The 24,041-nt window shown below is 72.5% G+C and carries 9 protein-coding genes; 1 reads left to right on the top strand and 8 read right to left on the bottom strand.

What is annotated here, in order from left to right:
- Window positions 1-40 precede the first annotated feature (40 nt).
- Window positions 41-565, top strand: a complete 525-nt coding sequence (locus tag J2853_RS23605; protein ID WP_307561420.1) for a hypothetical protein — start codon at window positions 41-43, stop codon at window positions 563-565.
- A 156-nt stretch (window positions 566-721) separates the two neighbouring features.
- Here J2853_RS23605 and J2853_RS23600 read toward each other — a convergent pair whose 3' ends face one another.
- The 8 genes from J2853_RS23600 to J2853_RS23565 are packed head-to-tail and all read right to left on the bottom strand — an operon-like array spanning window position 722 to window position 24,041.
- Window positions 722-1,696, bottom strand: a complete 975-nt coding sequence (locus J2853_RS23600; protein WP_307561418.1) for a TauD/TfdA family dioxygenase — start codon at window positions 1,694-1,696, stop codon at window positions 722-724.
- Entirely contained in the window at window positions 1,693-7,224 is a 5,532-nt protein-coding gene (locus tag J2853_RS23595) for a non-ribosomal peptide synthetase/MFS transporter (protein ID WP_307561415.1), read from the bottom strand. Before J2853_RS23595 ends, J2853_RS23600 begins: the two co-directional genes overlap by 4 nt.
- Window positions 7,221-10,346 (bottom strand): non-ribosomal peptide synthetase, encoded by a 3,126-nt coding sequence (locus tag J2853_RS23590; protein ID WP_307561413.1) that lies wholly within the window; start codon window positions 10,344-10,346, stop codon window positions 7,221-7,223. Before J2853_RS23590 ends, J2853_RS23595 begins: the two co-directional genes overlap by 4 nt.
- 5 nt (window positions 10,347-10,351) lie before the next feature.
- On the bottom strand, window positions 10,352-10,555 hold the full coding sequence (locus J2853_RS23585; RefSeq protein WP_307561411.1) for an MbtH family protein: 204 nt from the start codon (window positions 10,553-10,555) through the stop codon (window positions 10,352-10,354).
- Window positions 10,552-15,954, bottom strand: a complete 5,403-nt coding sequence (locus tag J2853_RS23580) for a type I polyketide synthase (RefSeq protein ID WP_307561409.1) — start codon at window positions 15,952-15,954, stop codon at window positions 10,552-10,554. The genes J2853_RS23585 and J2853_RS23580 overlap by 4 nt, the downstream gene beginning before the upstream one ends.
- Complete coding sequence (locus J2853_RS23575) at window positions 15,944-19,495, bottom strand: non-ribosomal peptide synthetase (RefSeq protein ID WP_307561407.1); 3,552 nt, start codon at window positions 19,493-19,495, stop codon at window positions 15,944-15,946. Before J2853_RS23575 ends, J2853_RS23580 begins: the two co-directional genes overlap by 11 nt.
- The gene (locus J2853_RS23570) at window positions 19,492-21,768 is read right to left on the bottom strand and encodes a lantibiotic dehydratase (RefSeq protein ID WP_307561405.1); all 2,277 of its coding nucleotides are present in this window, start codon (window positions 21,766-21,768) and stop codon (window positions 19,492-19,494) included. The genes J2853_RS23575 and J2853_RS23570 overlap by 4 nt, the downstream gene beginning before the upstream one ends.
- The gene (locus J2853_RS23565; RefSeq protein WP_307561402.1) at window positions 21,765-24,041 is read right to left on the bottom strand and encodes a lantibiotic dehydratase; all 2,277 of its coding nucleotides are present in this window, start codon (window positions 24,039-24,041) and stop codon (window positions 21,765-21,767) included. Before J2853_RS23565 ends, J2853_RS23570 begins: the two co-directional genes overlap by 4 nt.

Genomic DNA, 24,041 nt, shown 5'->3' with positions numbered 1-24,041 from the left:
GTCGGCCTGGAAGACTGGAAGAACGGAAGAGGGGACTGCGATGCCGTTTCCGGTGGCGCGGAGCAGGGACGAGGCGCATCTGTACCTCGACCTGCACCCGTGCGAGTGCGGTTCGGCCGACACGACCTGGGAGAGCGCTCTGGCGAACGCCGGAGGTGAGCCGGTCTCCTGGTACACCGGCGTGTGCCAGGGATGCGGCACCGAGCGTGAGTTCCTGTTCGGCCTGCCGGAACGCGAGGTGACGTCCGCGCGATTCCCGGCGTTCGGCGGCCCGGAGCCGTCGCGGCTGCTCGACGCCGGGGAATGGCTGTGGGTGGCCGACCTGACCGCCGGGAACGTGCCGGTCGGTGAACCCCGTGAGGCGCTGCAGGCGCTGACGATCGCGATGGCGGCGATCGAGGAGGTCATGAAGTTCGTCTCGCCGGGGCAGGAGGAGGTGTCGGACGGCGGGTTCTGGTCGGAGCGCGGGCAGCGGGTGCGTGCGGCGGAGCCGGGGCGCTTCCGGCTGGACCGGCTGCTGGTCGTCCGGAGCACCTACCGCGACCTGGCGGCCCAGCACGCCTGACCCCGGCCGCCTCCTCCGTCTGCACGCCGAGTCCGCCGTTTCCGGACCGTCCGTCGCGGTGACGGAGTCTCGCCCGCGACGTCCGGGAGACGGCTGAGGACCTGGCCGCCGTCGCCGGTGGTCAGGTCCTCAGCCGTCGATCACGGGGGCCGGCGGTCAGGCCGTCATGGCGACCAGGATCCGGCGGGCGCCGGTGAACGGGTCCCGGCCGTGCGCGCACAGCATGTTGTTGATGATCAGCAGGTCGCCCTGGCGCCAGGGGAACCCGTAGGAGACCTCGTCGTAGGCATCCTTGATCGCGGCCAGGTCGGCGGGGTCGATCGGGGAGCCGTCGGCCAGATACGCGTTCCGGGGCAGGTCGGCCTCGTCGTACAGCGACAGCAGGGCCTCGCGGACCTCCTCGTCCAGGCTGGTGACGTGGAACAGGTTCGCCTGGTTGAACCAGACCCGCTCCCCGGTGAGCGGCTCGGTCTGGTGAGAGGGCCGGTGGTGTCTGGTGCGCAGGCCGTCCTCGGTCCACTCGAACGTCTGCCCGTGCCGCGCGCAGTACTCCTCCACCGCCGCCGGGTCGTCGGTCTGGAACGACTCCTGCCAGGACAGGCCGAGTCCCTCCCGGAAGGCCCTGGAGTACACGACGCCGTCCGCGAACCTGTCCCGCACCTCGTCGGGGATCAGGCGGAACACCGCCCGGCTGTCGGCGATCGGGGTGGCCCCGCCCGTGGCCGCGGCGATGTCGCAGTAGAAGAACAGGTGACCCGGCCAGGTGTCGGAGTAGGAGTTCTCGTTGTGCATCGGGAGCGGCTGGTCGGCCGGGTACTCGGTGGAGGTGTAGATGGACTCGGTGACGGACGTGCGCGGGGTGGAGCGTTCGGTGTAGCGCAGCGGGTCGCCGCCGATGACCCGGACGATCCGGTCGAACAGGTCGAGGTCTGCTGGCAGGTCGCGGAGCAGTACCGCACCGTGCCCGGCCAGACCGGCCCGCAGTCCCTCGCGATGGGCCGTCACCCAGCCGAGATGGTCGGTCATGTCCGGCCCGAGACCGTACACCACGACGGTGGTGTGGTCGTTTCCGGACAGATGCCCGGTCACCGGCCCGAGCTGGGCCAGGTCCGTGGGAATGACACCCGTCATGATGCGATGCTTCCTTTCAGGCGACGTTGCCGTTCTTGCATGCCGATGAGGTCGTCGGGCAGCGAATCGGGCACCTCGGTGTCGAAGTTCCGCAGCAGCCGGATGGTGGACGCGCAGACGGTGACCGCCGCCATCATCAGTGCGAAGACGATGTAGGCGAGGCCCACGCCCCGCCCGTCTCCGGTGCCGATGATCGCGCCCACCGAGCCGGCGAGCGCGCCGTCCGGCTGCAGCAGGGGATTGAACAGGGAGGTGGCCAGAGGAGCCAGTACGGCGAACCCGATCGGCAGGGTGGACCACGAGATGGCCTGGTTGAGCGCGAGCACCCGCCCGTGGAACCGCTGCGGCACCTTGACCTGGATCAGCGTCACGTAGATGCCCTGGGAGATCGTCATTCCCATCGCCAGGCAGAAGACACCGGTCATGACCACGACGAGGGACGGCTGCAGCCCCATCACCAGGCAGCCGACGGCCATCCCCAGGTTGCCCAGGAACACGCCGATCATCCGGCGTTTCCTGGGGCCGCCCCAGAGCGCCATCACCACCCCGCCGGCGACCGCGCCGAGGGCCTCGGCCACCGCCACCTGGGCGACCTGGTCGACCGTGCCGAAGGAGAGTGTCAGCGGGACGGTCAGCACCAGGGCGGGGCCCAGGAAGACGTTGGCGACGGTGAAGTAGACGACCATGGTCCGGAACCCGCGGAGGTTCCAGGAGAACCGCAGTCCCTCCGCGATCGAGGTGACCAGCGGTTCCTTGCGGCGGAAGCCGAGCGTGTCGGGGAAGCGGACGACCAGCAGCACCGCGAGGGCGAACAGGTAGCTCACCATGTCGATGGCGATGATGCCGGGCAGGCCGATCGCGACGTACAGCCCGGCGCCCATCAGGGGGGCGAACAGCATCGCGAACCCGTTGGTGAGCTGGGTGAGGCCCACCGCGTGTCCCAGGTAACGCTTGGGCACCAACTGGGGAACCGCGGTCTGGAAGGCCAGCCGCTGGTAGGTGCCTGCCATCGAGTTGAGCGGCAGCAGCAGGTAGATGATCCACAGGTCCAGCCGGTCGGCCCACAGCAGCAGGGCGATGCAGAGCTGGATCGTGCCGGCGATGCCGCTCGCGGCGATCATGACGCGCCGCCGGTCGAACCGGTCGATGAGAGGCCCGGCGATGGGCAGCATCGCCACCCCGCAGAGCAGCATCAGCGCCCACAACAGGCCGAGGTCGGCCACCGACCCGGTCCGGTCGAACAGCCACACCGGGATGGCGAAGCCGGTCAGCGCCGATCCGGTCGTCGACACCAGCTGGCCGATCGCGACGCTGAGGAACCTCCTGCCGCTCGGCTTCACGACCGGCGAGTCCTCGCTCTGGCCGGCCTCGGCCGGGTAGTGCGTGGCGTGCAGCGCCCACGCGGCGTCCGGTCCCCGCCCGGCGACGCCGTACTCGGCGGTCTCGCGGCGGGCCATCGCCGGGTGGATGCCCGTGACGATCTCGGCCAGTTCCTCCGAGCGGTGCTTCAGGAAGAAGTGCCCGGCCTGGTCGAGCACCACCAGCCCCGTGGTGCCGGTGAGGAACTCCCACTCCCGGTAGCGCTCGGTGTGGTAGTCGGTGACCGGGTCCTCGGAGCCGACCACCGAGATGATCGGGGCGGACATCGGTTCCGGGTGCCGGTCGAGCAGCTCGGTGAAGTACTCCTCGGCGGCCCGGGAGTCGGCACGCATGTTGCCGATGATCCGATCGGCCTGCTCCGGGTCGAGCGCGTCGGTGTCGACGCCCATCCCCTTCAGCCAGTTGGCGGACTCGCGGTTGCTGCGCAGCTTCTCCAACCGGGTCCGCACGGCCCCGATGACGCCCTTGAGCCGGGCGAACGGGAACATGGCGCCGATGTAGACCGCGTCCACGTCCCGGCCGGACTCGGTCAGCTTCCGTGCCACGCCCACGGCGATGGCGCTGCCGACGCCGCAGTGCCCGTAGAGGACCAGCGGGCCGTCCACCCGTTCCCCGACCTCCGCCACGATCCGGTCCACCAGTTCGTGGAACGGCAGCGCCTCCTCGGTCAGGCCCACGTCGTGACCGGGGATGGCCACCGAGTACAGCGCGTGCCCGGCGGGGAGGGCGTCGGCGAGCGGCTGGTAGACGATCGCGCTGCCGCCCCCGTACGGGACGCACACGTAGGACAGGGTGCGTCTGCCGCCCTTCGGGGTCAGCTCGTACAGCAGCGGCTGCGGCCCGGCGGCCGCGTCGGCGCCGGCGTCGATGAAGACGGCCAGCTCGCGGATGGTGCGGTTCTGGAACAGGTCCATCACCCCGACGGGACGTCCCGAGCCGTCGGACTCCTTGCGGATCCGGGCCACCACCTGGGTGGCGAGCAGGGAGTGGCCGCCCGAGTCGAAGAAGTCGTCGTGGACGCCGATCTGCTCCACGCCGAGGACCTCGGTCCAGATTCCGGCCAGCATCCTTTCCGTGGCGGTCTCCGGCTCGACCAGCTCGGCGGTGGCGTCCCGTGTCGCCTGCGGGGCCGGCAGCGCCGCGCGGTCCAGCTTGCCGTTGGGGGACAGCGGCAGCGTCTCCAAAATGACGAACGCCGTCGGCACCATGTAGTCGGGCAGGCTCTGCTTCAGCGCGGCCCGAAGCTCGGCGACGTCGAGGTCGGCGTCGGCGTCCGCTTCGCCGGAGGTCGTCAGGTAGGCGACCAGCCGCTTGTCGCCGGGAGTGTCCTCGCGGACCACCACCACCGCCTCGGCGACGCCCTCCCGGTCCCGCAGCGCCGTCTCGATCTCGCCGAGCTCGATGCGCAGGCCGCGCAGCTTCACCTGGTGGTCGATGCGGCCGAGGAACTCCAGGTTCCCGTCGTGGCGCCAGCGCGCCAGGTCGCCGGTGCGATACAGCCTGGCGCCCAGATCGGTGCCGAACGGGTCGGGGACGAACCGTTCGGCGGTCAGCGCCGGACGGCGGTGGTAGCCCCTGGCCACCCCGACCCCGCCGATGTGCAGCTCGCCGGGCACGCCGATCGGGGCGGGGTTGCCGTGCCCGTCGAGGACGTAGAGCCGCATGTTCGCGATCGGGGCGCCGATCGGCAGGGTGACCGCGCCGGCGACGGCCGCCGGATCGCAGTGCCAGGAGGTGACGTCGATGGCGGCCTCGGTGGGACCGTACAGGTTGTGCAGCTCGCAGTGCGGCAGCGCCGTCGTGAACGTGGCCGCCGTGGCCACGGGGAGCTCCTCGCCGCTGCAGATCACCCGGCGCAGCCCCGTGCAGTCCGCCGCGGCGTTCTCGTCGTCGGCGAGGAACACCGCCAGCATCGAGGGGACGAAGTGGGCGGTGGTCACGTTCTCGGAGATCAGCAGGTCGCGCAGGTACGCCGCGTCCTTGTGGCCGCCGGGTTTGGCGAGGACCAGCCGCGCCCCGGTGAGCAGCGGCCAGAAGAACTCCCACACCGACACGTCGAAGCCGGCGGGGGTCTTCTGCAGCACGACGTCGTCGTCGCCCAGCCGGTAGGTGCTCTGCATCCAGCGCAGCCGGTTGACGATGCCGCGATGGGTGTTGGGCACGCCCTTGGGACGGCCGGTGGACCCGGAGGTGTAGATGACGTAGGCGGCGTTGCCGGAGGTGACCTGTGGCCGGGGAGCGCCGGCGGGCCTGCCGGCCCACTCGCCGGGATCGTCCAGGTCCAGGATGATCGCGTCGGTGGCGGGGACGCTCTCCCTGAGGTGCCCCTGGGTGAGAACCACGGGGGCACCGGCGTCGTTGATCATGAAGGTCAGCCGGTCGGCGGGATACTCCGGGTCGAGCGGCAGGTAGGCCGCTCCCGCCTTGAGCACGCCCAGCAACGCCACCACGAGCTCGGCCGAGCGTTCGGCGTAGACGCCGACCAGGGTCTCCGGGCCCACGCCCAGCTCGCCCAGCCGGTGCGCCACCCGGTCGGCGCGCTCGCCCAGCTCGGCGTAGGTCAGGTGGCGGCCTTCGAAGGTCACCGCGACCGCGTCGGGGGTCCGGGCGGCCTGGTCCTCGATCAGGCCGTGCAGCGTCGCGCTCTCGTCCAGCGCGACACCGGTGTCGTTCCAGGTGTCCACCAGCAGCGTCTGCTCGCCGGTGTCCAGGATCGGCAGCTCGGACACCCGGGTGGCCGGGGCGGCGACGACCGCCCGCAGGAGGGTGACGAAGCGGGTCGCCATCCTCGCCACGGTCGCCTCGTCGAACAGCGCCGTGTTGTAGGCGAACTTGACGATCAGTCCGTCCGCCACCTCGATGACGTGCAGTTCGATGTCGAAGCGGGTGGCCCGCAGGTCCATCGGCAGCCACGAGATGCGCAGGTCCGAGCTTCCCGCGTCCGCGATCCTGCCCATCTGGTAGTTCTGCAGCGCGAACATCGCCTGGAACACCGGCGACCGGCTGACGTCCCGGGGCACGCCGAGCGCGTTGACCAGTTGCTCGAACGGAACCTCCGCGTGGTCGAAGGCGTCGAGAACGCTGATTCTGGTGCGTTCGAGCAACTCGTCGAAGGTCGGGTCGTCGCCGAGTCGCGCACGCATCGGCAGCATGTTGACGAACATGCCGACCACGTTCTCCAGCTCCGCCAGCGACCGGCCGGCCGAGGAGGAGCCGACCGCGAAGTCGTCCTGACCGGAGTGCCGGGCCAGCAGCACCTGGTAGGCGGCGAGCAGCGTCATGAACAGGGTCGCGTTGCGCTCCCTGCAGAACCGGTTGACCGCGCCGGTGAGCTCGGCGTCGACGTCGACGACGTGCCAGTCGCCGTCGAAGGCCTGGGTGGCGGGCCGTGGCCGGTCGGCGGGCAGTTCCAGGGCCGGGACCCCGGTGAGCCGGTCGCTCCAGAACTCCAGCTGGCGCTCCAGCTCGGCGCCGGTCTGGGTCTGCCGCTGCCAGTGCGCGAAGTCGCCGTAGGAGATCGCCAGGTCCGGGAGCGTCGCCCGCGTGCCGGCGCGCAGGGCGTGGTAGGCCGCGGCGAGGTCGCGCAGCAGCAGGTCCACCGACCACCCGTCACCGATGATGTGGTGGGTGGTGACCAGCAGCCGGTGGTCGTCGTCGGCCAGTCTGACCAGCAGAGCGCGGAGCAGCGGCCCGTCGGCCAGGTCGAACGGCTCGGTGGCCGCCTCGTCGATCAGCACCTGGGCCGCGGCCTCGTCGTCCGCGGCGACGAAGCGCAGCGGCACCGCGACGGAGGACTCGACGTGGACGGTCGGGCGGCCGTCGGCGTCGGAGGGAAACCGCATCCGCAGCGCCTCGTGCCGGGCGGGGAGCGTCTGCAGGGCCTCCTTGAGCAGTTCGAGGTCGAGCTCTCCGGTGAGGCGCATCGGAACCGGGATGGTGTATTGGCTCGTGCCCGGGGCGAACTGCTCCATGAACCAGACCCGCTCCTGCTGGTAGGACAGGGGCGGGGCGGTTCCCTCGGGGCGGGGCGCCACGGTCGCGGCGCGGCGCCGGCGCAGCCGCTGCTCCAGCAGCGCCCGGCGGGCCGCGGCCGACGTCGGAGAAGGGGGAGAGGGGGGTGGTGGAGGGATCTCCGGGGTGGTCGTCATGCTCGGCCGTCACCTTCCGCTGTGAGGAGCCGCTCGACGTCCTCATCGCTGAGCCGGTCGAGGTCTTCGGTGAGTCGCCGTTCTATCTCGGCTGCGAGATCGGCGACGGTGGCGTAGGAGAAGAGCCCGCGGACCGGGATGTCGACCTCGATCTGGCTGCGGATCCTGGCGATGGCCCTGATCGCCAGCAGGGAGTTGCCTCCGAGCTCGAAGAAGTCGTCGTCGACGCCGACCTTCTCCACCTTCAGCAGTTCGGCGAACACCTCCGCCACCAGCTCTTCCGCGATGGTCTTGGGTGCGACGTACCCGCGGCTCGGGGCCGCCGGCGCCGGGAGCGCCGCGTGGTCCAGCTTGCCGTTGGCGGTCAGGGGCAGAGCGTCGAGGGCGACGTATCCCGCGGGGACCATGTGGGCCGGCAGGGTGGCGGCGAGCGCGTCGCCGACCGCGGTGGGGTCCGCCTCACCGACCAGGTAGGCGACGAGCCGCCTGCCGTCGGCGGTGTCCTCGCGGACGCTGACGGCGGCGTCGCGGACGCCGGGCTGTGCGCGCAGGGCCGCCTCGATCTCGCCGGGTTCGATGCGGTAGCCGTGGAGCTTGATCTGGTCGTCGGCGCGGCCGGCGAACTCCAGGCCCCCGTCGGCGCGTCGGCGGGCCAGGTCGCCGGTGCGGTACATCCGCAGGCCGGGGGGCCCGTAGGGGCAGGGCACGTAGGCGGCGGCCGTGGCACCCGGCCGGTTCAGGTAACCGCGCGTGACCTGGGGGCCGGCGACGTAGAGTTCGCCGATGACACCGGCGGGCACCGGACGCAACCCGTCGTCCAGCACGTAGACGGTGTTGCCGGGGGCCGGGCGGCCGATCCCGACCGAACCCGTCCGGTCGACGGGCGGCGCCTCGCCCGGCGCCACGTGGGCCGTGACGCAGCCGACGGTGGCCTCGGTGGGGCCGTACTCGTTGACGACGGTGGCACCGGGATGCCGGTCCCGCCAGGCGGCGACCCAGTCGGCGGGCAGCGCCTCACCCCCCAGCACCAGGTCGGCGCCGGGGGCCACGTGGTCGGGCAGTGCCGCCAGCAGCGCCAGGTGGCTGGGGGTGGCCTTGAGGAACGTCGGCCGGTCGCCTGCCGTGATCTCGTCGAGGGCGGCCAGCCGTACCGATCCTCCGACGGTCAGCGGCCCGAACAGGCCGGTCACGGTCAGGTCGAACGAGATCGGGGAGTGCAGCAGCGCCTGCCCGGCCAGGCCGGGATAGGCGGTGCCGGCCCACGCCAGGTAGGCGGCCACCGAGCCGTGCTCGACCACGACCCCCTTGGGGGTGCCGGTCGAACCGGAGGTGTAGATGACGTACGCGATGTTCCCCGGTCCGGCCGCCCGCTGCGAGGGGGCCGCCGGCCCGGCCCGATCGCCGAGGTCGTCGAGGGTGAGCACGGTCGCGCCGGTGGCCGGCAGGGTGCCCGCCAGATGCCGCTGGGTGAGCACCGCCGCGGCGGCCGAGTCGGCGAGCATGTAGGCCACCCGGCCGGCCGGGTAGGCGGGGTCCACCGGCACGTAACCCGCTCCGGCCTTCCACACCCCGAGCAGGGCGGGCAGCAGTTCCAGGCACGGCTCGGCGTACACCGCGACCAGTGACTCGGGGCCGACGCCCGACCCGCGCAACCGGTCGGCCACCCGCTCGGCGGCCTCGTCCAGCTCCGTGTAGGTCAGCCGCCGGTCGCCGGTGATCACGGCGGTCGCGTCCGGGGTGCGGGCGACCTGAGCCTCCACCATGTGGCGCACCGTGGGGTGCTCGCGCGGCGGCTCCTGCGCTCCCGTCTCCAGCAGCGACGCGCGCTCGGTCTCGTCCATCAGCGGCAGATCGCCGATCCGGGTCTCCGGATCGGCCGCACCGGCGGCCAGGACGCGCAGGTAGCGGGCGACGAACGCCTCCGCGGTGCCCCGGTCGAACAGGTCGGTGCGATACAGCAGCCGGCTGATGCCGGTGGTCAGGTCGAAGGCCAGGTCGTCCTTCGAGGTGGTGTAGGGGATCGGCTCGATGCCGGAGTCGGGGATGAAGTTGAAGCCGATCTGGTAGAGCGGCTGCACCCCCGGGTCCCGCTGCGGCGCGATCGCCTCCACGACCGCCTGGAACGGGAGCTGGCCGTTCTCCATGGCGTCGAGCAAGGCGGTGCGGACCCGGCCGAGCAGCTCGGTGAAGGTCGGGTCGCCCGAGGCGTCGGTCCGCAGCACCATCTGGTTGACGAACATGCCGACCAGGCCGGCGACCTCCGGCAGGTCCCGGCCGCTCAGGGTCACCCCGACCACGGTGTCGTCGTCGCGCGACAGCCGCGACAGCAGCGCGACGTACGCCGTCAGGAACACCATGAACGGCGTCGCGGCCGAGCGGCGTCCCGTCGCGGCGGCCTGCTCCTGTACCTCTTCGGGGATGGTGAAACGGACCTCGTCGCCGGCGTAGCCGAGCCGGGCCGGCCGTGGCCGGTCGGTGGGGAGGGTGTGTACGGCGGGCAGTCCCGTCAGCCGCGACCGCCAGTGGTCCGTCTGCTCGGTCAGCACCGGGCCGGTGAGCTGGCCGCGCTGCCAGGCCGCGTAGTCGGCGTACTGGATGGGCAGCTCGGGCAGGTCGGCGGGCCGGCCGGCCGCCGCGGCCGCGCACACCTCGATCGTCTCCCTTTCGAGGATGACGGCGGAGGTGGCGTCGAACACGGCGTGGTGGATGACGAAGTTGATCACCCAGCGCGCGTTCTCGGTCCTGATCGCCGTGACCCACCAGAGCGGGGCACGGCCGGTGGGGATCGCGGCGCCGGTGGCGGCCACGGCGAGGTCGTACGCCTCGGTACGGGCCTCCTCGACAGGGAGCGCCCGCAGGTCGTGCATCCGCACGTCGAGGTCGACCTCCGCGTGCACCACCTGGTGGAGAACGCCGTCGACGAGCCGGAAGGAGGTGCGGAGCACCTCGTGCCGCTCGGTGAGGACCCGCAGCGCCGCGAGGACCTGATCGGGTTCGAGCGGGTGCGGCACCACGAACGAGCACTGCAGGTTGAACACCGGCGAGCCGGGGTCCATCTGGTCGGCCAGCCAGATCCGTTCCTGGCCGAACGAGGCGGGAGCCTCCCATTCCCTGGGGGTCATCCTCGTCACCGGCCCTGGCGGAGGCTGAGCGGACGCATGTCGGTCCATACCGTCTCGATGTGGTCCAGGCACTCCTGCCGGGCTCCGCTGAAGCCGATGTCGTGCCATCCGGCGGGGAGGGTACGCCCCACGGGCCAGATCGAGTACTGCTCCTCGTCGTTACGCACGACCAGGTAGTGGTCGTCGGTCATGTTTCCTGCCTCGTTCATCGGCGGTCCAGCTTGGGGATGGTGGTGGTGGCCGGGCGGGACTGCTCGGCGTCGCCGTCGGCGGCACGGAGCCGTTCGACGACGACCGCGAGCTCCGCCACGGTCGGGGACTCGAACAGACTGCGCATCGGCAGCTTCACTCTGACGGCCTTGCGCAGGGAGGCGATGAGCTGCACCGCGATCAGGGAGTTGCCTCCGAGCTCGAAGAAGTCGTCGTCGATGCCGACCCGCGGCACGCCGAGACCGTCGCTCCACACCCTCGCGATGGTCGCCTCCAGTTCGGTGCGGGGCACGGCGCCGTCGTCTCCTGACGCCGCGGTCTCAAGGAGCTCGCCGGCGCCGGGGTCTCCGGCGAGGGTGTCGGTGGTCCGCGCTCTGGCCCGTTCGGCGAGTTCGGCCACCGGCAGCGGGTTGATCACGACCTGGGCGCCGAGGCGCGCGGCCATCACCCGGAGGAACGCCTCGGCGCCGTCCACGGGGGTGATCCCGTCCGTGGCCGGCGCGGCCGTCGCGGCGGTCCCTTCGGCCGGGTCGCCGGTGACGGAGGCCAGATCACCGGTGACGGCGTCGCGGTTCACCCGGCGTAACACGAAGTCGCCGATCTCCACCAGCGTCCGGCCGTCCTCGTCGAACAGCGTCAGATCCGCCGAGACCACGTCGTCGCCGCCGTCGGCGTACCGCAGGTGGCTCCAGAACCGCGCGGGCAGCGGCCCGCGCACGAGCACCCGGCCGTAGGAGAGCGGCAGGTAGCTGCCCTCTCCGCGGCCTTCGCCGAACGCGGTGGCCACATCGAGCAGCGCCGGATGCAGCACCCAGTGCCCCAGGTCGGCCAGGGCGGCCTCAGGCGCGACGATCCTGGCGAGTTCCTCGTCCGGGCCCACGTGGTGCTCGCCCAGCGCGTCCCAGCGGGGGCCGAAGACGAGCATGCTGGTGCGACCCGTCTCGTGTCCGGCGGAGCTCGCGGAACTCGCGGAGCTCGGCCGGCAGCGGGCCACGATCGACGGGGCGTCCACCGTCGCGGCCGGCTCCGGGCGGACCCACGCGGCCGATCCGCGCACGTGAGTGGCGGAGCGGCCCGCCGTACGGCTCACCACCCGGAACTCGGCGCCGTCCGCCGAAGGGGTCATCTCCACCCGGTACTGCGCGGTGCCCCCGTCGGGGACGGAGAACGGTTCCAGGAACGCCACGTCCCGCAGTTCCACGACGTGGCCGGCGTCCGGGGCGGGCAGGGACGCGGCCACGGCGGCCCGGACCGACTCCAGGTGACCGGTGCCGGGCACCACGGCGACCTGGCCGATGCGGTGCTCGTCGAGCAGCCAGTGCGTGGAGGCCGACACCAGCCCGTGGCATTCGGCTCCTCCGTCCTGACCGTTCACCCGGGTGGAGAGAACGGGGTGGTCCATCGCCTGGGCCATCCCGCCCCGGGCGGCGCGGAACCCGTCGGGCGCGGACACCTCGACGGCCATGCCGACCTCGGTCCAGCCGCCCCAGTTCTGTGAGACGACCGGGGCGCGCCAGCCGTGGGCGCTGCGGGCGTAGGCGTCGAGGAAGGCGTTGGCCGCGCAGTAGTCGACCTGCCCGAAGCCGCCGACCACCGAGGTCACCGAGGAGCAGAGCGCCACCCAGTCGAGCGGGAGGTCGCCGAAGACCTGCGCCAGGGCGAGGGTTCCCGCGACCTTGGGAGCCAGTACGGCGGTCGCCGCCGCACGGTCCTTCACCTCGGCCATGCCGCCGCCGGGCAGGCCGGCGGCGTGCACGATGCCGTCCAGGCCGCCGAACTCGGCCTCGATCCGCTCCCGGGCCGCGCCCAGCTCGACCGGGTCGGTGACGTCCGCGGCCAGGACCAGCACCTGGGCGCCGGCCTGCTCCATCCGCCGGATCGCGAGGATGGCACGGCCCGTCCGGTCCGCGCCGCCGTGCACGGCCAGGTGGGTGTCCCACTCCTCCCGCGGCGGCAGACCGCTCCGGCTGAGCAGCGCCAGCCGGGCGCGGGACCGCCGGGCGAAGTCCTCGGCGAGGGTGATGCCGATCCCGCCGATCCCGCCGGTGATCAAGTACCGGCCCTCCCGGCGAACCGCTCCCGGCTCGGAGGACTCCTTGGTCAAGGGCACCTGGGCGTAGTCGGTGACCCAGCGGCGGCCGGCGCGCAGCGCCACCTCCGCCTCGTCCGCGGGCCGCAGCAGCTCCGCGACGAGGTCGGCCGTCTGCGCGGCGCCCGCCTCGGGGTCGGCGTCGATGTGGCGGACGGTCAGGCCGGGCAGTTCCAGCGGGACCACCCTGGCGATGCCGGCGAGGGTGGCGTGCTCGGGGCGGAGCAGGGCGCCCTGGGCGTCCGAGGCGCCCGACGACACCACGTCGAGGTGGATCCCGTCGGCCACTCCTGCGGCGGCCAGGACCTGGACGAGGTCCAGCAGGTCGAGGAAGCCGCGCTCCTGCGCGTCCCAGGTGGCGGTGATCCCACCGTCCGCGGGCGGGCCGTCCAGCGCCAGGGCGTGCACGATCCTGGTGGGGGTCCCGTCGGCGAGCAGCGCCTCGCGCTCACCGGCGCCGGCCACCCGCACGGTGGCGCCCCGGGCACGGAGCCCGGCGACGAGCTCCTCACCGCGGGGCCCGTCGGCGAGCACCAGGCAGTCGCCCAGCTCGGTCTCGCGGAGGTCCGGGGGAGCCTGCCTCCAGGTGGGCACCGCGAACCAGTCGGCCAGCGGCAGCGGGCCACGGCGCCGGACCGGGACGGTGGCGGCCTGATCGACCGGGTCGGCGTCGATCCAGTAGCGCCGGCGCTCGAACGGGTACGCCGGGAGCGGCACCCGCCGGCTCGCCACGCCGAAGCCCGCGCTCAGCGGCACTCCGGCGGCCCACAGCGTGCCCGCGGCGTCGTAGACGGTGGCGGCGTCCCCGCTCCGCTCCCCGGGCGCAGGCAGGCTGGGCAGCGGTGCGGGCGCCCCCTTGGGCAGCTGCATCCTGGCCAGCCCGGCCAGCTGTCGTCCGGGGCCGCACTCCACGAGCAGCGGCGGCGTGTCGCCGTATGCGGCGAACAGCCCGGCGACGCAGGCGCCGAACCTCACCGGCCGCCGCAGGTGGTCGGCCCAGTATCCCGGGTCCGTCGCCTGCTCGGCGGTGATGAGCTCACCGGTGACGTTGGACCAGAACGGCAGGCTCGGAGCCCGCCGCGGCACCGAGGCGACCAGTGCGGTGAACTCCGCGAGGATCGGCTCCATCATCGGCGAGTGGAACGCGTGGGACGTGCGCAGGGCCTTGCAGCCCACCTCCTCCGACTTCAGGGTCTCGGCGAACGCCTCGATCGCGTCCGGGGAGCCCGCCACCACGCAGGTGCCCGGACCGTTGACGGTCGCCACCGACACCCCGTCCGGCAGCCGGCCCGCCAGCACCGACTCGTCCTGCTGGACGGCGAGCATCGCGCCCGGCGGCATCGACTGCATCAGCGAGCCGCGGGCGGCGACCAGGCGCACCGCGTCGGCCAGGGTGAAGACCCCGGCGACGGTCGCGGCGACGTACTCGCCGATGGAGTGGCCGATCATCATGGCGGGCCGTACTCCCCAGCTCTGCCAGAGCCGGGCCAGGGCGTACTCCACGGTGAACAGCGCCGGCTGGGTGAGGCGCGTCTGCCGGAGCGTCTCGTCGGCGTCGGGCGCGGAACCGAACATCAGGTCGCGCAGGTCGAGACCGAGGTGCTCGGTGAGCAGGCCCGCGCACTCGTCGACGGCGGCGGCGAACACCGGTTCGGTCCGGTACAGCTGCGCGCCCATGCCGGCGTACTGCGCGCCCTGCCCGGAGAACAGGAAGGCCACCGGCGGCGTGACGCCGGACTCCCCCCTGCGGCGGCGCTTGCGGTCCCGCAGCGCGGCGACCGCGTCGGCGCGGTCGGCGGCCACCACCGCGGCCCGGTGCGGGTACGCGGGCCGGCCCACCCGCAGCGTGTGGGCGACGTCGGCGAGGTCGAGGCCCTCGTCGGCGGTCAGATGCCCGGCGAGCCGCTCCACCGCCGCGTCCAGCGCGGTGGCGGTTCTGGCGGACACCTGCAGCAGGTGCGCGGGCCGCGCGGGCAGGGGGTCGGCCGCGACGCGCGGGGCCTCCTCAAGGACCACGTGCGCGTTGGTGCCTCCGATGCCGAAGGAGCTCACCCCGGCGCGCCGGGGGCCGCCGTCGGTCTCCCACTTGCTCAGCGTGGACGCCACGTAGAACGGGGTGTCGTCGAAGTCGATCGCCGGGTTGGGACGCTCGTAGTTGATCGTCGGCGGGATCAGCCCGTGCTCCAGGGCCAGCACCGCCTTGATCACACTGATGATGCCCGCGGCCTGGCTGAGGTGGCCGATGTTGGACTTCACCGAGCCGATGCCGCACCAGCCGCGGTCCCGCGTGCCCCGCGTGTACACCGCGGACAGCGCTGCGACCTCGATCGGGTCGCCCATCGCGGTGCCGGTGCCGTGCGCCTCGACGTAGCCGATCGTGCGTGGGTCGATCGCGGCCAGCCCGACCGCCTGCGCGACCGCGGCGGCCTGCCCGTCGACGCTGGGCGCGGAGAAACCGACCTTGCCGGCGCCGTCGTTGTTGATCGCGTTGCCCCGCACCACCGCGCGGATGTGGTCGCCGTCGGCGATGGCGTCCTCAAGCCGCTTGAGGACGGCGACGCCGACGCCGCTGCCCCAGACGGTGCCGTTCGCGTCGGCGTCGAACGGCCGGCAGTGACCGTCGGGAGAGGTGAAGCCCTCCACCCCGATGTATCCGCTCGCCGGTGGGTGCTCCACGTTCACCCCGCCCGCCAGGGCCATGTCGCACTCGCCGCCACGCAGCGCCTCGCAGGCCAGGTGGAGCGCGACCAGCGACGTGGAGCAGGCGGTGTGGACGGTCAGGCTGGGCCCGCGCAGGTTCAGCCGGTACGACACGGTGGTGGCCACGTAGTTCGGCGAGTTGGCGGTGGCGAGCCCGATGCCGTGACGGGTGTCCCACACGCGCTTGTTGCGGGCCAGGTTCTCCCACAGGTACTGGTTGCCCCCGGTGCCCGCGTAGACGCCGATGGCGCCGTCGTAGCGCGCCGGGTCGGTTCCGGCGTCGTTCAGCGCGGAGTAGCACGACTCCAGGAACAGCCGATGATGCGGGTTGAGGATCTCCGCCTCTCGCGCGGTCAGGCCGAACAGCTCGGCGTCGAACTGGTCGTACCCCTCCACGTACGGGGCCTTCGACACCCAGCTGGGATCGTCGACGTCCTCCTCGGGCACGCCCCTGGCCACCTGCTCCTCGCGGGTGAAGGTGGTGATCGATTCCACGCCGTCGACCAGGTTGCGCCAGAACTCGCCGATGTCTGCCGCGCCCGGTACCCGGGCGGCCATCCCCACGATGGCGATCGGCTCGACGCCCTCGTCGGTGACGTCACTGGTCATGGTCGTTCTCCTGTCCGGTGGTGCTGTTGACGCGTCGCGGGCGTCGGATACGGTTGCGCCGCGCCTCGGCACGGGAGGTCGCACGGGCGATTTCGGAACTGCCGTCCTCGACGGGGCCGTCGGCCTGGGTGTCGAGGTGGACGGCGAGGGCACGGATGCTCGGGTAGCGGAACAGGTCCACCATCCGCAGCTCACGGTCGAGCCGGACGCACAGGCGGGCGTGCACGGCGGCGAGCGCCAGTGAGTGACCGCCGATGTCGAAGAAGTTGTCGTCGGGGCCGACGGTGTCCCGTTCCAGGACCTCACGCCAGATCGCGGCGATCAGTTGTTCGGTGGCGCTCGACCCGTTCCCCGGGTTCGGGGGCGGCGTGTGCGGCTCGGCGACCCGCATGGCGCCGGGCGCGGAATCGGGGGTGACCCGTCCGGGCAGGGCGACCGCGCCCACCGGGGTGGCCGGGTCGGCGGCCAGCGCGCCGAGCACGTTCACATAGTCGGCGAGCATCGCCTCGATCCTGACGGCGTCGAACAGGTCGGGGTTGTAGACGACCTCGACGGAGAATCCGCCGTTTCGCTCCGCCACGTACACGGTCATGTCGAACGGCGACCCCGGTTTGTCGACCTCGATCGTCTCGCTGCTCAGGCCGGGAAACCCCAGCCGGGGCTCTTTCAGGTTCAACACGTTGAACATGACCTGCACCAGCGGGGCACGGGACGGGTCCCGGCGGATGCCGAGCCTTTCGACCACGCGTTCCAGCGGGGCGGCCGGGTGCGCGGCGATGTCCAGCAGTTCGCGGGCGCACCGCCGTACGAGGGTGGCGAAGTCGGCGTCGTCGTCCGAGCGCAGCCGCAGCGGGACCATGTCGATGAAGAACCCGACCAGGTCGTCGAAGGCGGCCACCCGCCGGTCGGCGATGACCGCGCCGATCACGTGGTCGGCGGTGCCGGTGAGTCTGTGGAGCAGCCGGCCGAGCCCGGCCAGCAGCACCCCCGCGGGGGTGGCCCCGAGGTCGGCGGCGAGCGCGCGGACCGCGGCGTCCACTCCGGGCGGCAGGAGTACCCGGGCCTCGGCGCCCCGGTAGGTCTGCACGGCCGGGCGGGGCCGGTCGCGGGGCAGCTCCAGTACGGTGGGCGCCCCGCCCAGGTGCTCGGTCCACCAGGCCAGGTCCGCCTCACCGGTGCGGCGGTCCCGCTCGGCCCGCCAGACCGCGTAGTCGGCGTACGACGCCCGCAACGGCGCCAGGTCCGCCGCCGGACCGGTGACGGCGGCCGCGTAGGCGGCGGACAGGTCGGTGTAGAGCGTGTCCTGGGACCAGCCGTCGAACACCGCGTGGTGAAGGGTCAGCGCCAGCACGTGCTCGTCGGGGCCCAGCACGTACAGCCACGCCCGCCAGGGGGGACCGCCCGCCAGGTCGAACGGCGCTGCCGCGCCGGCCGACAGCCGGGTGCGCAGCTGCACGTCCCGCTGTGCCAGGCCGTACCCGCTCAGGTCCACCACGGTCAGGTCCACCTCGGACGGCGGCTCGCAGACGGCGTACGGCACCCCGGCGTTCTGCCGGATTCGCCAGCGCAGCACGGCGTGCCGTTCGGCGACCGCCCGCAGCGCGGCCCGCAGCGCGGGCACCTCCAGGGAGCCGAGCAGTCTCTCGGCGAGAGCGATGTTGTACGGAGCGGCCTCGGGCGCCAGCTGGTCCAGGAACCACAGACGGCGCTGCGGTGGCGCCAGGGTCGGCGGGTGGCCGAGGACAAGCTCCGGGCCGGGCAGCCGGGGGGCCTTGCCGAACCGCCTGGCGATCTCCGGCAGGGTACGGCCGGCGAACACGTCGTCCACCGTCACGTCCAGGCCCAGCTCGTCCCGGACGGCGGCGACCAGCCGCATCGCGGTGATCGAGTCGCCTCCGCTCGCGAAGAAGTCGGCGCCGACGCCGAAGCGCCGCCATATCGCCGCGAGCGCCCGTTCCGCGGCCGTTCCCCCTTCCGGCGAGACGTCGGCCGGGCGTTCCTCGTCGGCCAGCTCCCGCAGCCTGGCCCGGTCCACCTTGCCGGAGGAGGTGAGCGGCAGCTCGGGCAGGCGCAGCACGCGCCCCGGCAGCATCGCCGCGGTCAGCCGCGAGGCGGCGTAGCCGATGTCGGCGGGGGCGTCCCGCGGCGTGAGGAACGCGACCAGTTCCAGATCTCCGCCGGTCCGGGGCAGCGCCTCCACGGCCGCCTGCGCCACCGCCGGGTGCTCCTGCAGCACGGCGGCGACCTCGCCGAGCTCGATCCGCTGGCCGCGAACCTTGATCTGCCCGTCGCGGCGGCCCAGGTAGACGAGCCGCCCGTCGTCGGCGTACCGCACCATGTCCCCGGTCCGGTAGAGCCGCGCGCCCGGCTCGCCGGAGAACGGGTCCGGCACGAACACCCCGGCGGTCAGACCGGGACTGTTCAGGTATCCGCGGGTGACGCCGGGGCCGCCGACCAGCAGTTCGCCCTCGACGCCGGGCTCGACCGGGCGGAGCCGGTCGTCGACGACATGGCAGCGGTGGCCGGGCGTGGGAAAGCCGATCGGCACCGGCGTGACCTGCGGCGCGGTCAGCTCGTCGGTGACGACCACCACCGTGGTCTCGGTGGGCCCGTAGATGTTGACGAACCGTCGGCCGGGCGCCGCCCACCGATCGACCAGCTCGGGCGGCACCGCGGCGCCGCCGCACATCACCACCCGCCAGCCGGGCAGCGTGACCGGGTCGAGCAGGGAGAGCACAGCCGGGGTGACGAATCCCCAGGTGACCCGGTGCTCGGCGATGAACCGCCGCAGCCGGGCCGGGTCGGTGCGGTCGGTGTCGTCGGCCAGCTGCACCGACCCGCCCACGGACAGCGGCACGAACAGGTCGATGGAGGAGGCGTCGAATCCGAGGGAGGAGAACCCCAGCGCGCGGGTGGTGTGGTCGGCCCCGACGTTCGTGACGTATGCGACGACGAACGAGACCAGGTTGCGGTGGGTGACGAGCACGCCCTTGGGCCGCCCACTGGAGCCGGAGGTGTACAACACGTAGGCGAGGTTGTCCGGCGCGGCGGGGCAGGCGGGCACGGCGGTCAGATCGACCGGCTCCTCCGCCGGGCCGGGTACGGCGACGCACCGCGGACCCGCCTCGCCGACCGCCTCCGCTCCCGCCTGGTCGCACACCACGACGTCCAGGCCGGCGTCGGCGGTCATGTCCCGGAGCCGCAGCCGCGGACCGGCCGGATCCAGCGGTACGTAGCAGCCGCCGGCGAGCAGGACGCCCAGGACCGCGACGACCATCTCGGGGCGCCGTTCCACGCAGATCCCGACTCTGCTCTCCGGCCCGACGCCGAGCGCGCCGAGCCGGGCGGAGAGCGCCGCGGCGCGGCCGACCAGCTCGCGATAGGTGATCTTCTCGTCCCACTGGGCGACCGCGACCGCGTCGGGTACGGCGCGAGCCCGCGCCACGATGAGGTCGGCGGCGGTCGTCTCCACGAGGTGCGAGGAGTCCGTTCCCGGCCGGGACGGCGGGTTCCCCGCGGAGGGGGACAACAGGTCGTTCATCGCGCACCGTCCGCGGTGGCGGGATCGGTGATCTGCAGGCGGAGTTCGCTGAAGTAGCGGTTGCCGTTGTGGTCGGGGACCCAGGCCTGGTCGGGGGTGGGCAGGGCTTCGCTGACCGTTACGGATGCGTCTTCTCCGGCGGTGCGGAGCATGGTGCACAGGAGGCCGGTGTAGTGGGGGCTGGTGAGGTCGAAGTAGCAGGGTTTCACTTCGGTGCCGATCTTGACGAAGACCTGGTCGGGCAGGTTGAGGTGTCCTCGCCAGGTGCGGGTGGCGAGGTAGCGTTCGCGTTCGTCGGTGATGGTGGCCAGTCCGGTGTCGGCGACGGTGGTGCGCCAGGTCTCGCGGGTGATGACCAGCCGGTCGATGGTGATCCGGGGGACGTGGGGAGTGGGCGTGGTGAGCTTGAACGCGTCGACGGCGAGTCCGTTGAGCATCCCGGCGAACATCTCGATCAGCGGCCATCGGTGCCCGTCGGACGCCGTGGCGATCAGGGCGCCGTCCTCGTCGGAGACGGTGACCGAGGTGGACGGCAACAGCCGGTCGGGGTCGGCGCTCCGCGCCGCGGCGAACCCCAGCAGCCGGTCGGTGGCGCCGGTGAGCGACGCCGCGACCCGTCCGGTGTACCGGGGCCAGGTGTCGGGATGGAGCAGCCGGACCCTGTGCCGCCCGACGTCGGCGGTCAGCTGCTCCCGGAGCCGTTCGACCTCGGGGTGCCAGACGGTGAAGAGATCGCTGTCGAACGTCGGCCACGCCGCGTGCAGTTCGCCGAGGACCACCTGGTAGTCGCCGCGGTTGATCGCGTCGACGTCGGTGGCGCAGATCTGCAGGTCGGGGCTGTGTATCCGGGCGGTGGACCAGCCGGGGCGCTCGGCGGCGAAGAGCCGGGCCACGGGCTCGGCCAGGTCGGCGGCGGACAGCCGGACAGGGGTGTCGCTCCCGTCAAGGCCGAACAGGCTCTCCCAGCGCCGGGTGAACTCCTCGGCGACGGCGTCCGCGGGACGCCGTCCGGTTCCCCAGAACAGTCCCTGGGACAGAGACATCAGGTCGGCCAGGCGCACCGGGGCGTCGGTGCCCTCCCGCAGGTCGTCGTGGAGCTCCCGCAGCGCCGTCCCGTATGCGTCGGCCAGCGTCGCCGTCAGCCAGCGGGCGGCGACGAGAGTGATGGCGAGGGGTGCTGCGAGGTCGTTCAGGAGGGTGGTGCCGATGACGGCGTCGAGGTCGCGGGTGGTGTCTTCGTAGCAGAGGGTGCGGCCGGCGTACATCTGGCCGTCGCGGCGGCGGGGTGGGGCGCCGGTCAGGGCGGTGAACTCGGTGTCGAGGGTGGCGAGGGCGGTTTTGAGGGTGTCGGGGTCTCCGGCGGCGGCGGCGACGGTGTCGCGGGCGGCGCACAGCCGGTCCAGGCCGGTGAGTGATCGTTCGCGGAGGAGGGGGTCGCCGATGGTTTCGATGCGGGTGTGGAGTTCGTGTTCGGCGTCGCGGCTGATGGGCAGGGCGGCGTCCCAGGTGATGAGTTCGCGTTCGACGAGTCGTTCCAGGAGGAGGTAGCCGTCTTCGGGGCGGGTGAGTTCGGTGACGACGTCGATGGCGGGGGTGCGTCCGTCGCAGCGGGCCAGTAATGCCGCTTCCGGCGCCGTCAACGGCAGCGGCGGTTGCATGGGGCGCAGGATCTGTCGTTGGTGCAGGGTGAGGTGGGGGAGCAGGGTGGGTGGCCACCATCGGCGGATGTGCGGGTCGGTGGCGAGGTGGTCGGCGTAGGCGGTCATGGCCCAGCCTTCGAAGAACACCCGGCGTTCGCGCAGCAGGCCCGCTCCTGCGTGGACCTGCAGTGCCTGAGGGGCGTGGGGGCCGACGGTGATCCAGCAGACGGGTCCGAAGAAGCCGATGGTCTCGTTTTTGGCGCAGTAGCGTTGCCAGTAGCGGATGACGGCGCGTTCGCGGTCGCGGCGGCGGACGTTGCGGGTGGCGTGGGGGCCGCCGGAGAGCAGGCCGTCCAGGGCGACGAGGACGCCGGGGTTCTGCCAGGTGACGGCTTCGCGAAAGAGCGGGTCGGCGGCGATGTCGCAGATCTTCTGCGCTCCGGCGGTGATCGCTTCGGTCAGGGCTTTGTCGAAGGCGTCGGTGGAGCCGTGGCCGGTCAGGAGGTCGTCGGCGGCTGCGGCGGCCGAGGGTGCGGCGAAGGCGTTCAGTCCGTCGGCGGGGAATCCGGTGGTGCGCAGCAGCGCGTCGGTCCACACCGACCAGCCGGTGTCGCCCAGGTTCACCTTCGTCACCTCACACCGTCCGCGGTGGCGGGGTCGGTGATCTGCAGGCGGAGTTCGCTGAAGTAGCGGTTGCCGTTGTGGTCGGGGACCCAGGCCTGGTCGGGGGTGGGCAGGGCTTCGCTGACCGTTACGGATGCGTCTTCTCCGGCGGTGCGGAGCATGGTGCACAGGAGGCCGGTGTAGTGGGGGCTGGTGAGGTCGAAGTAGCAGGGTTTCACTTCGGTGCCGATCTTGACGAAGACCTGGTCGGGCAGGTTGAGGTGTCCTCGCCAGGTGCGGGTGGCGAGGTAGCGTTCGCGTTCGTCGGTGATGGTGGCCAGTCCGGTGTCGGCGACGGTGGTGCGCCAGGTCTCGCGGGTGATGACCAGCCGGTCGATGGTGATCCGGGGGACGTGCGAGAGGGGCAGGGTGAGCTTGAACGCGTCCATCAGCTGCGTGCTGAGCATCCCGGCGAACATCTCGATCAGCGGCCATCGGTGCCCGTCGGACGCCGTGGCGATCAGGGCGCCGTCCTCGTCGGAGACGGTGACGGAGGTGGACGGCAACAGCCGGTCGGGGTCGGCGCCGCGGGCCTTGTCGATGCCCAGCTGCCGGTCGCCGGGCCCGACCAGCCCGTAACCGGTGCGGCTGGTGTTGCGGGGGTAGTCCTCCGGATACAGGATCCGGATTCGATCCGGCCCCAGATCGAGGTCGTAGTGGGCGCGTAGCCGATCGGGGTCGGGGTGGAACGGGCTGAACAGGGCGCTGTCGAACGGCGCCCACGCCGGATGCAGTTCGCCGAGGACCGCCTGGTAGTCGCCGCGGTTGATCGCGTCGACGTCGGTGGCGCAGATCTGCAGGTCGGGGCTGTGGATCCGGGCGCTGGACCAGCCGGGCCGCTCGGCGGGGAAGAGCCGGGCCACGGGCTCGGCCAGGTCGGCGGAGGACAACCGGACCGGGGCGTCGCCCTCGGGTGCGATCGACACGCCGATCAGCTCGGCCCACCGTCGGGCGAAGTCATCTGCCACCGCGCGAAAGGGATTCTCGCCACCGGCGAACAGCAGCCCCTGGGCGAGATACCACAGGTCGGCCAGCCGTACCGGACCCTCGGTGTCCTCCCTCAGCTCGTCGTACAGGCCCCGCAGGACGTCCCGGCAGGCCGAACCGATCTCATGGGTGAGCCAGCGGGCGGTGGTGAGGGTGATGGCGAGGGGTGCTGCGAGGTCGTTCAGGAGGGTGGTGCCGATGACGGTGTCGAGGTCGCGGGTGGTGTCTTCGTAGCAGAGGGTGCGGCCGGCGTACATCTGGCCGTCGCGGCGGCGGGGTGGGGCGCCGGTCAGGGCGGTGAACTCGGTGTCGAGGGTGGCGAGGGCGGTTTTGAGGGTGTCGGGGTCTCCGGCGGCGGCGGCGACGGTGTCGCGGGCGGCGCACAGCCGGTCCAGGCCGTTCAGTGACTGTTCGCGCAGGTCGGGGTCGCCGATGGCGTGGATGCGGGTGCGGAGTTCGTGTTCGGCGTCGCGGCCGATGGGCAGGGCGGCGTCCCAGGTGATCAGCTCGCGCTCGACCAGTCGTTCCAGGAGGAGGTAGCCGTCTTCGGGGCGGGCGAGTTCGGCGACCACGTTCACGGCGGGGGTGCGTCCGTCACAGCGGGCCAGCAGGGCGGCCTCGGGTGAGGACAGCGGCAGGGGCGGTTGCAGGGGCCGCAGGATCTGCCGTTCGTGCAGGGTGAGGTGCGGCAGGAGGGCGGGTGGCCACCAGCGGCGGACGCGCGGGTCGGTGGCGAGGTGGTCGGCGTAGGCGGTCATCGCCCAGCCCTCGAAGAACACGCGGCGTTCGCGCAGCAGGCCCGCTCCGGTACGGATCTCCACCATCTGATCGGTGTCCGGGGCGACGGTGATCCAGCAGACGGGTCCGAAGAAGCCGATGGTCTCGTTTTTGGCGCAGTAGCGTTGCCAGTAGCGCAGGACGGCGCGTTCGCGGTCGCGGCGGCGGACGTTGCGGGTGGCGTGGGGGCCGCCGGTGAGCAGGCCGTCCAGGGCGACGAGGACGCCGGGGTTCTGCCAGGTGACGGCTTCGCGAAAGAGCGGGTCGGCGGCGATGTCGCAGATCTTCTGCGCTCCGGTGGTGATCGCCTCGGTCAGGGCCTTGTCGAAGGCGTCGGTGGAGCCGTGGCCGGTCAGGAGGTCGTCGGCGGCTGCGGCGGCCGAGGGTGCGGCGAAGGCGTTCAGTCCGTCGGCGGGGAATCCGGTGGTGCGCAGCAGCGCGTCGGTCCACACCGACCAGCCGGTGTCGCCCAGGTTCAC

This window comes from Streptosporangium lutulentum (assembly GCF_030811455.1).
In the GTDB taxonomy this organism is placed as follows: domain Bacteria; phylum Actinomycetota; class Actinomycetes; order Streptosporangiales; family Streptosporangiaceae; genus Streptosporangium; species Streptosporangium lutulentum.
The sequence above is the reverse complement of the archived record's forward strand: the minus strand, read 5'-3'. Positions and strand labels throughout refer to the sequence as shown.

Excerpts from the sequence above, each read along its gene's own strand:
- J2853_RS23580 (WP_307561409.1), bottom strand. The coding sequence starts at position 15,954 with ATGACCAGTGACGTCACCGACGAGGGCGTCGAGCCGATCGCCATCGTG.
- J2853_RS23575 (WP_307561407.1), bottom strand. The coding sequence starts at position 19,495 with ATGAACGACCTGTTGTCCCCCTCCGCGGGGAACCCGCCGTCCCGGCCG.
- J2853_RS23600 (WP_307561418.1), bottom strand. The coding sequence starts at position 1,696 with ATGACGGGTGTCATTCCCACGGACCTGGCCCAGCTCGGGCCGGTGACC.
- J2853_RS23590 (WP_307561413.1), bottom strand. The coding sequence starts at position 10,346 with ATGACCCCCAGGGAATGGGAGGCTCCCGCCTCGTTCGGCCAGGAACGG.
- J2853_RS23605 (WP_307561420.1), top strand. The coding sequence starts at position 41 with ATGCCGTTTCCGGTGGCGCGGAGCAGGGACGAGGCGCATCTGTACCTC.
- J2853_RS23595 (WP_307561415.1), bottom strand. The coding sequence starts at position 7,224 with ATGACGACCACCCCGGAGATCCCTCCACCACCCCCCTCTCCCCCTTCT.
- J2853_RS23585 (WP_307561411.1), bottom strand. The coding sequence starts at position 10,555 with ATGAACGAGGCAGGAAACATGACCGACGACCACTACCTGGTCGTGCGT.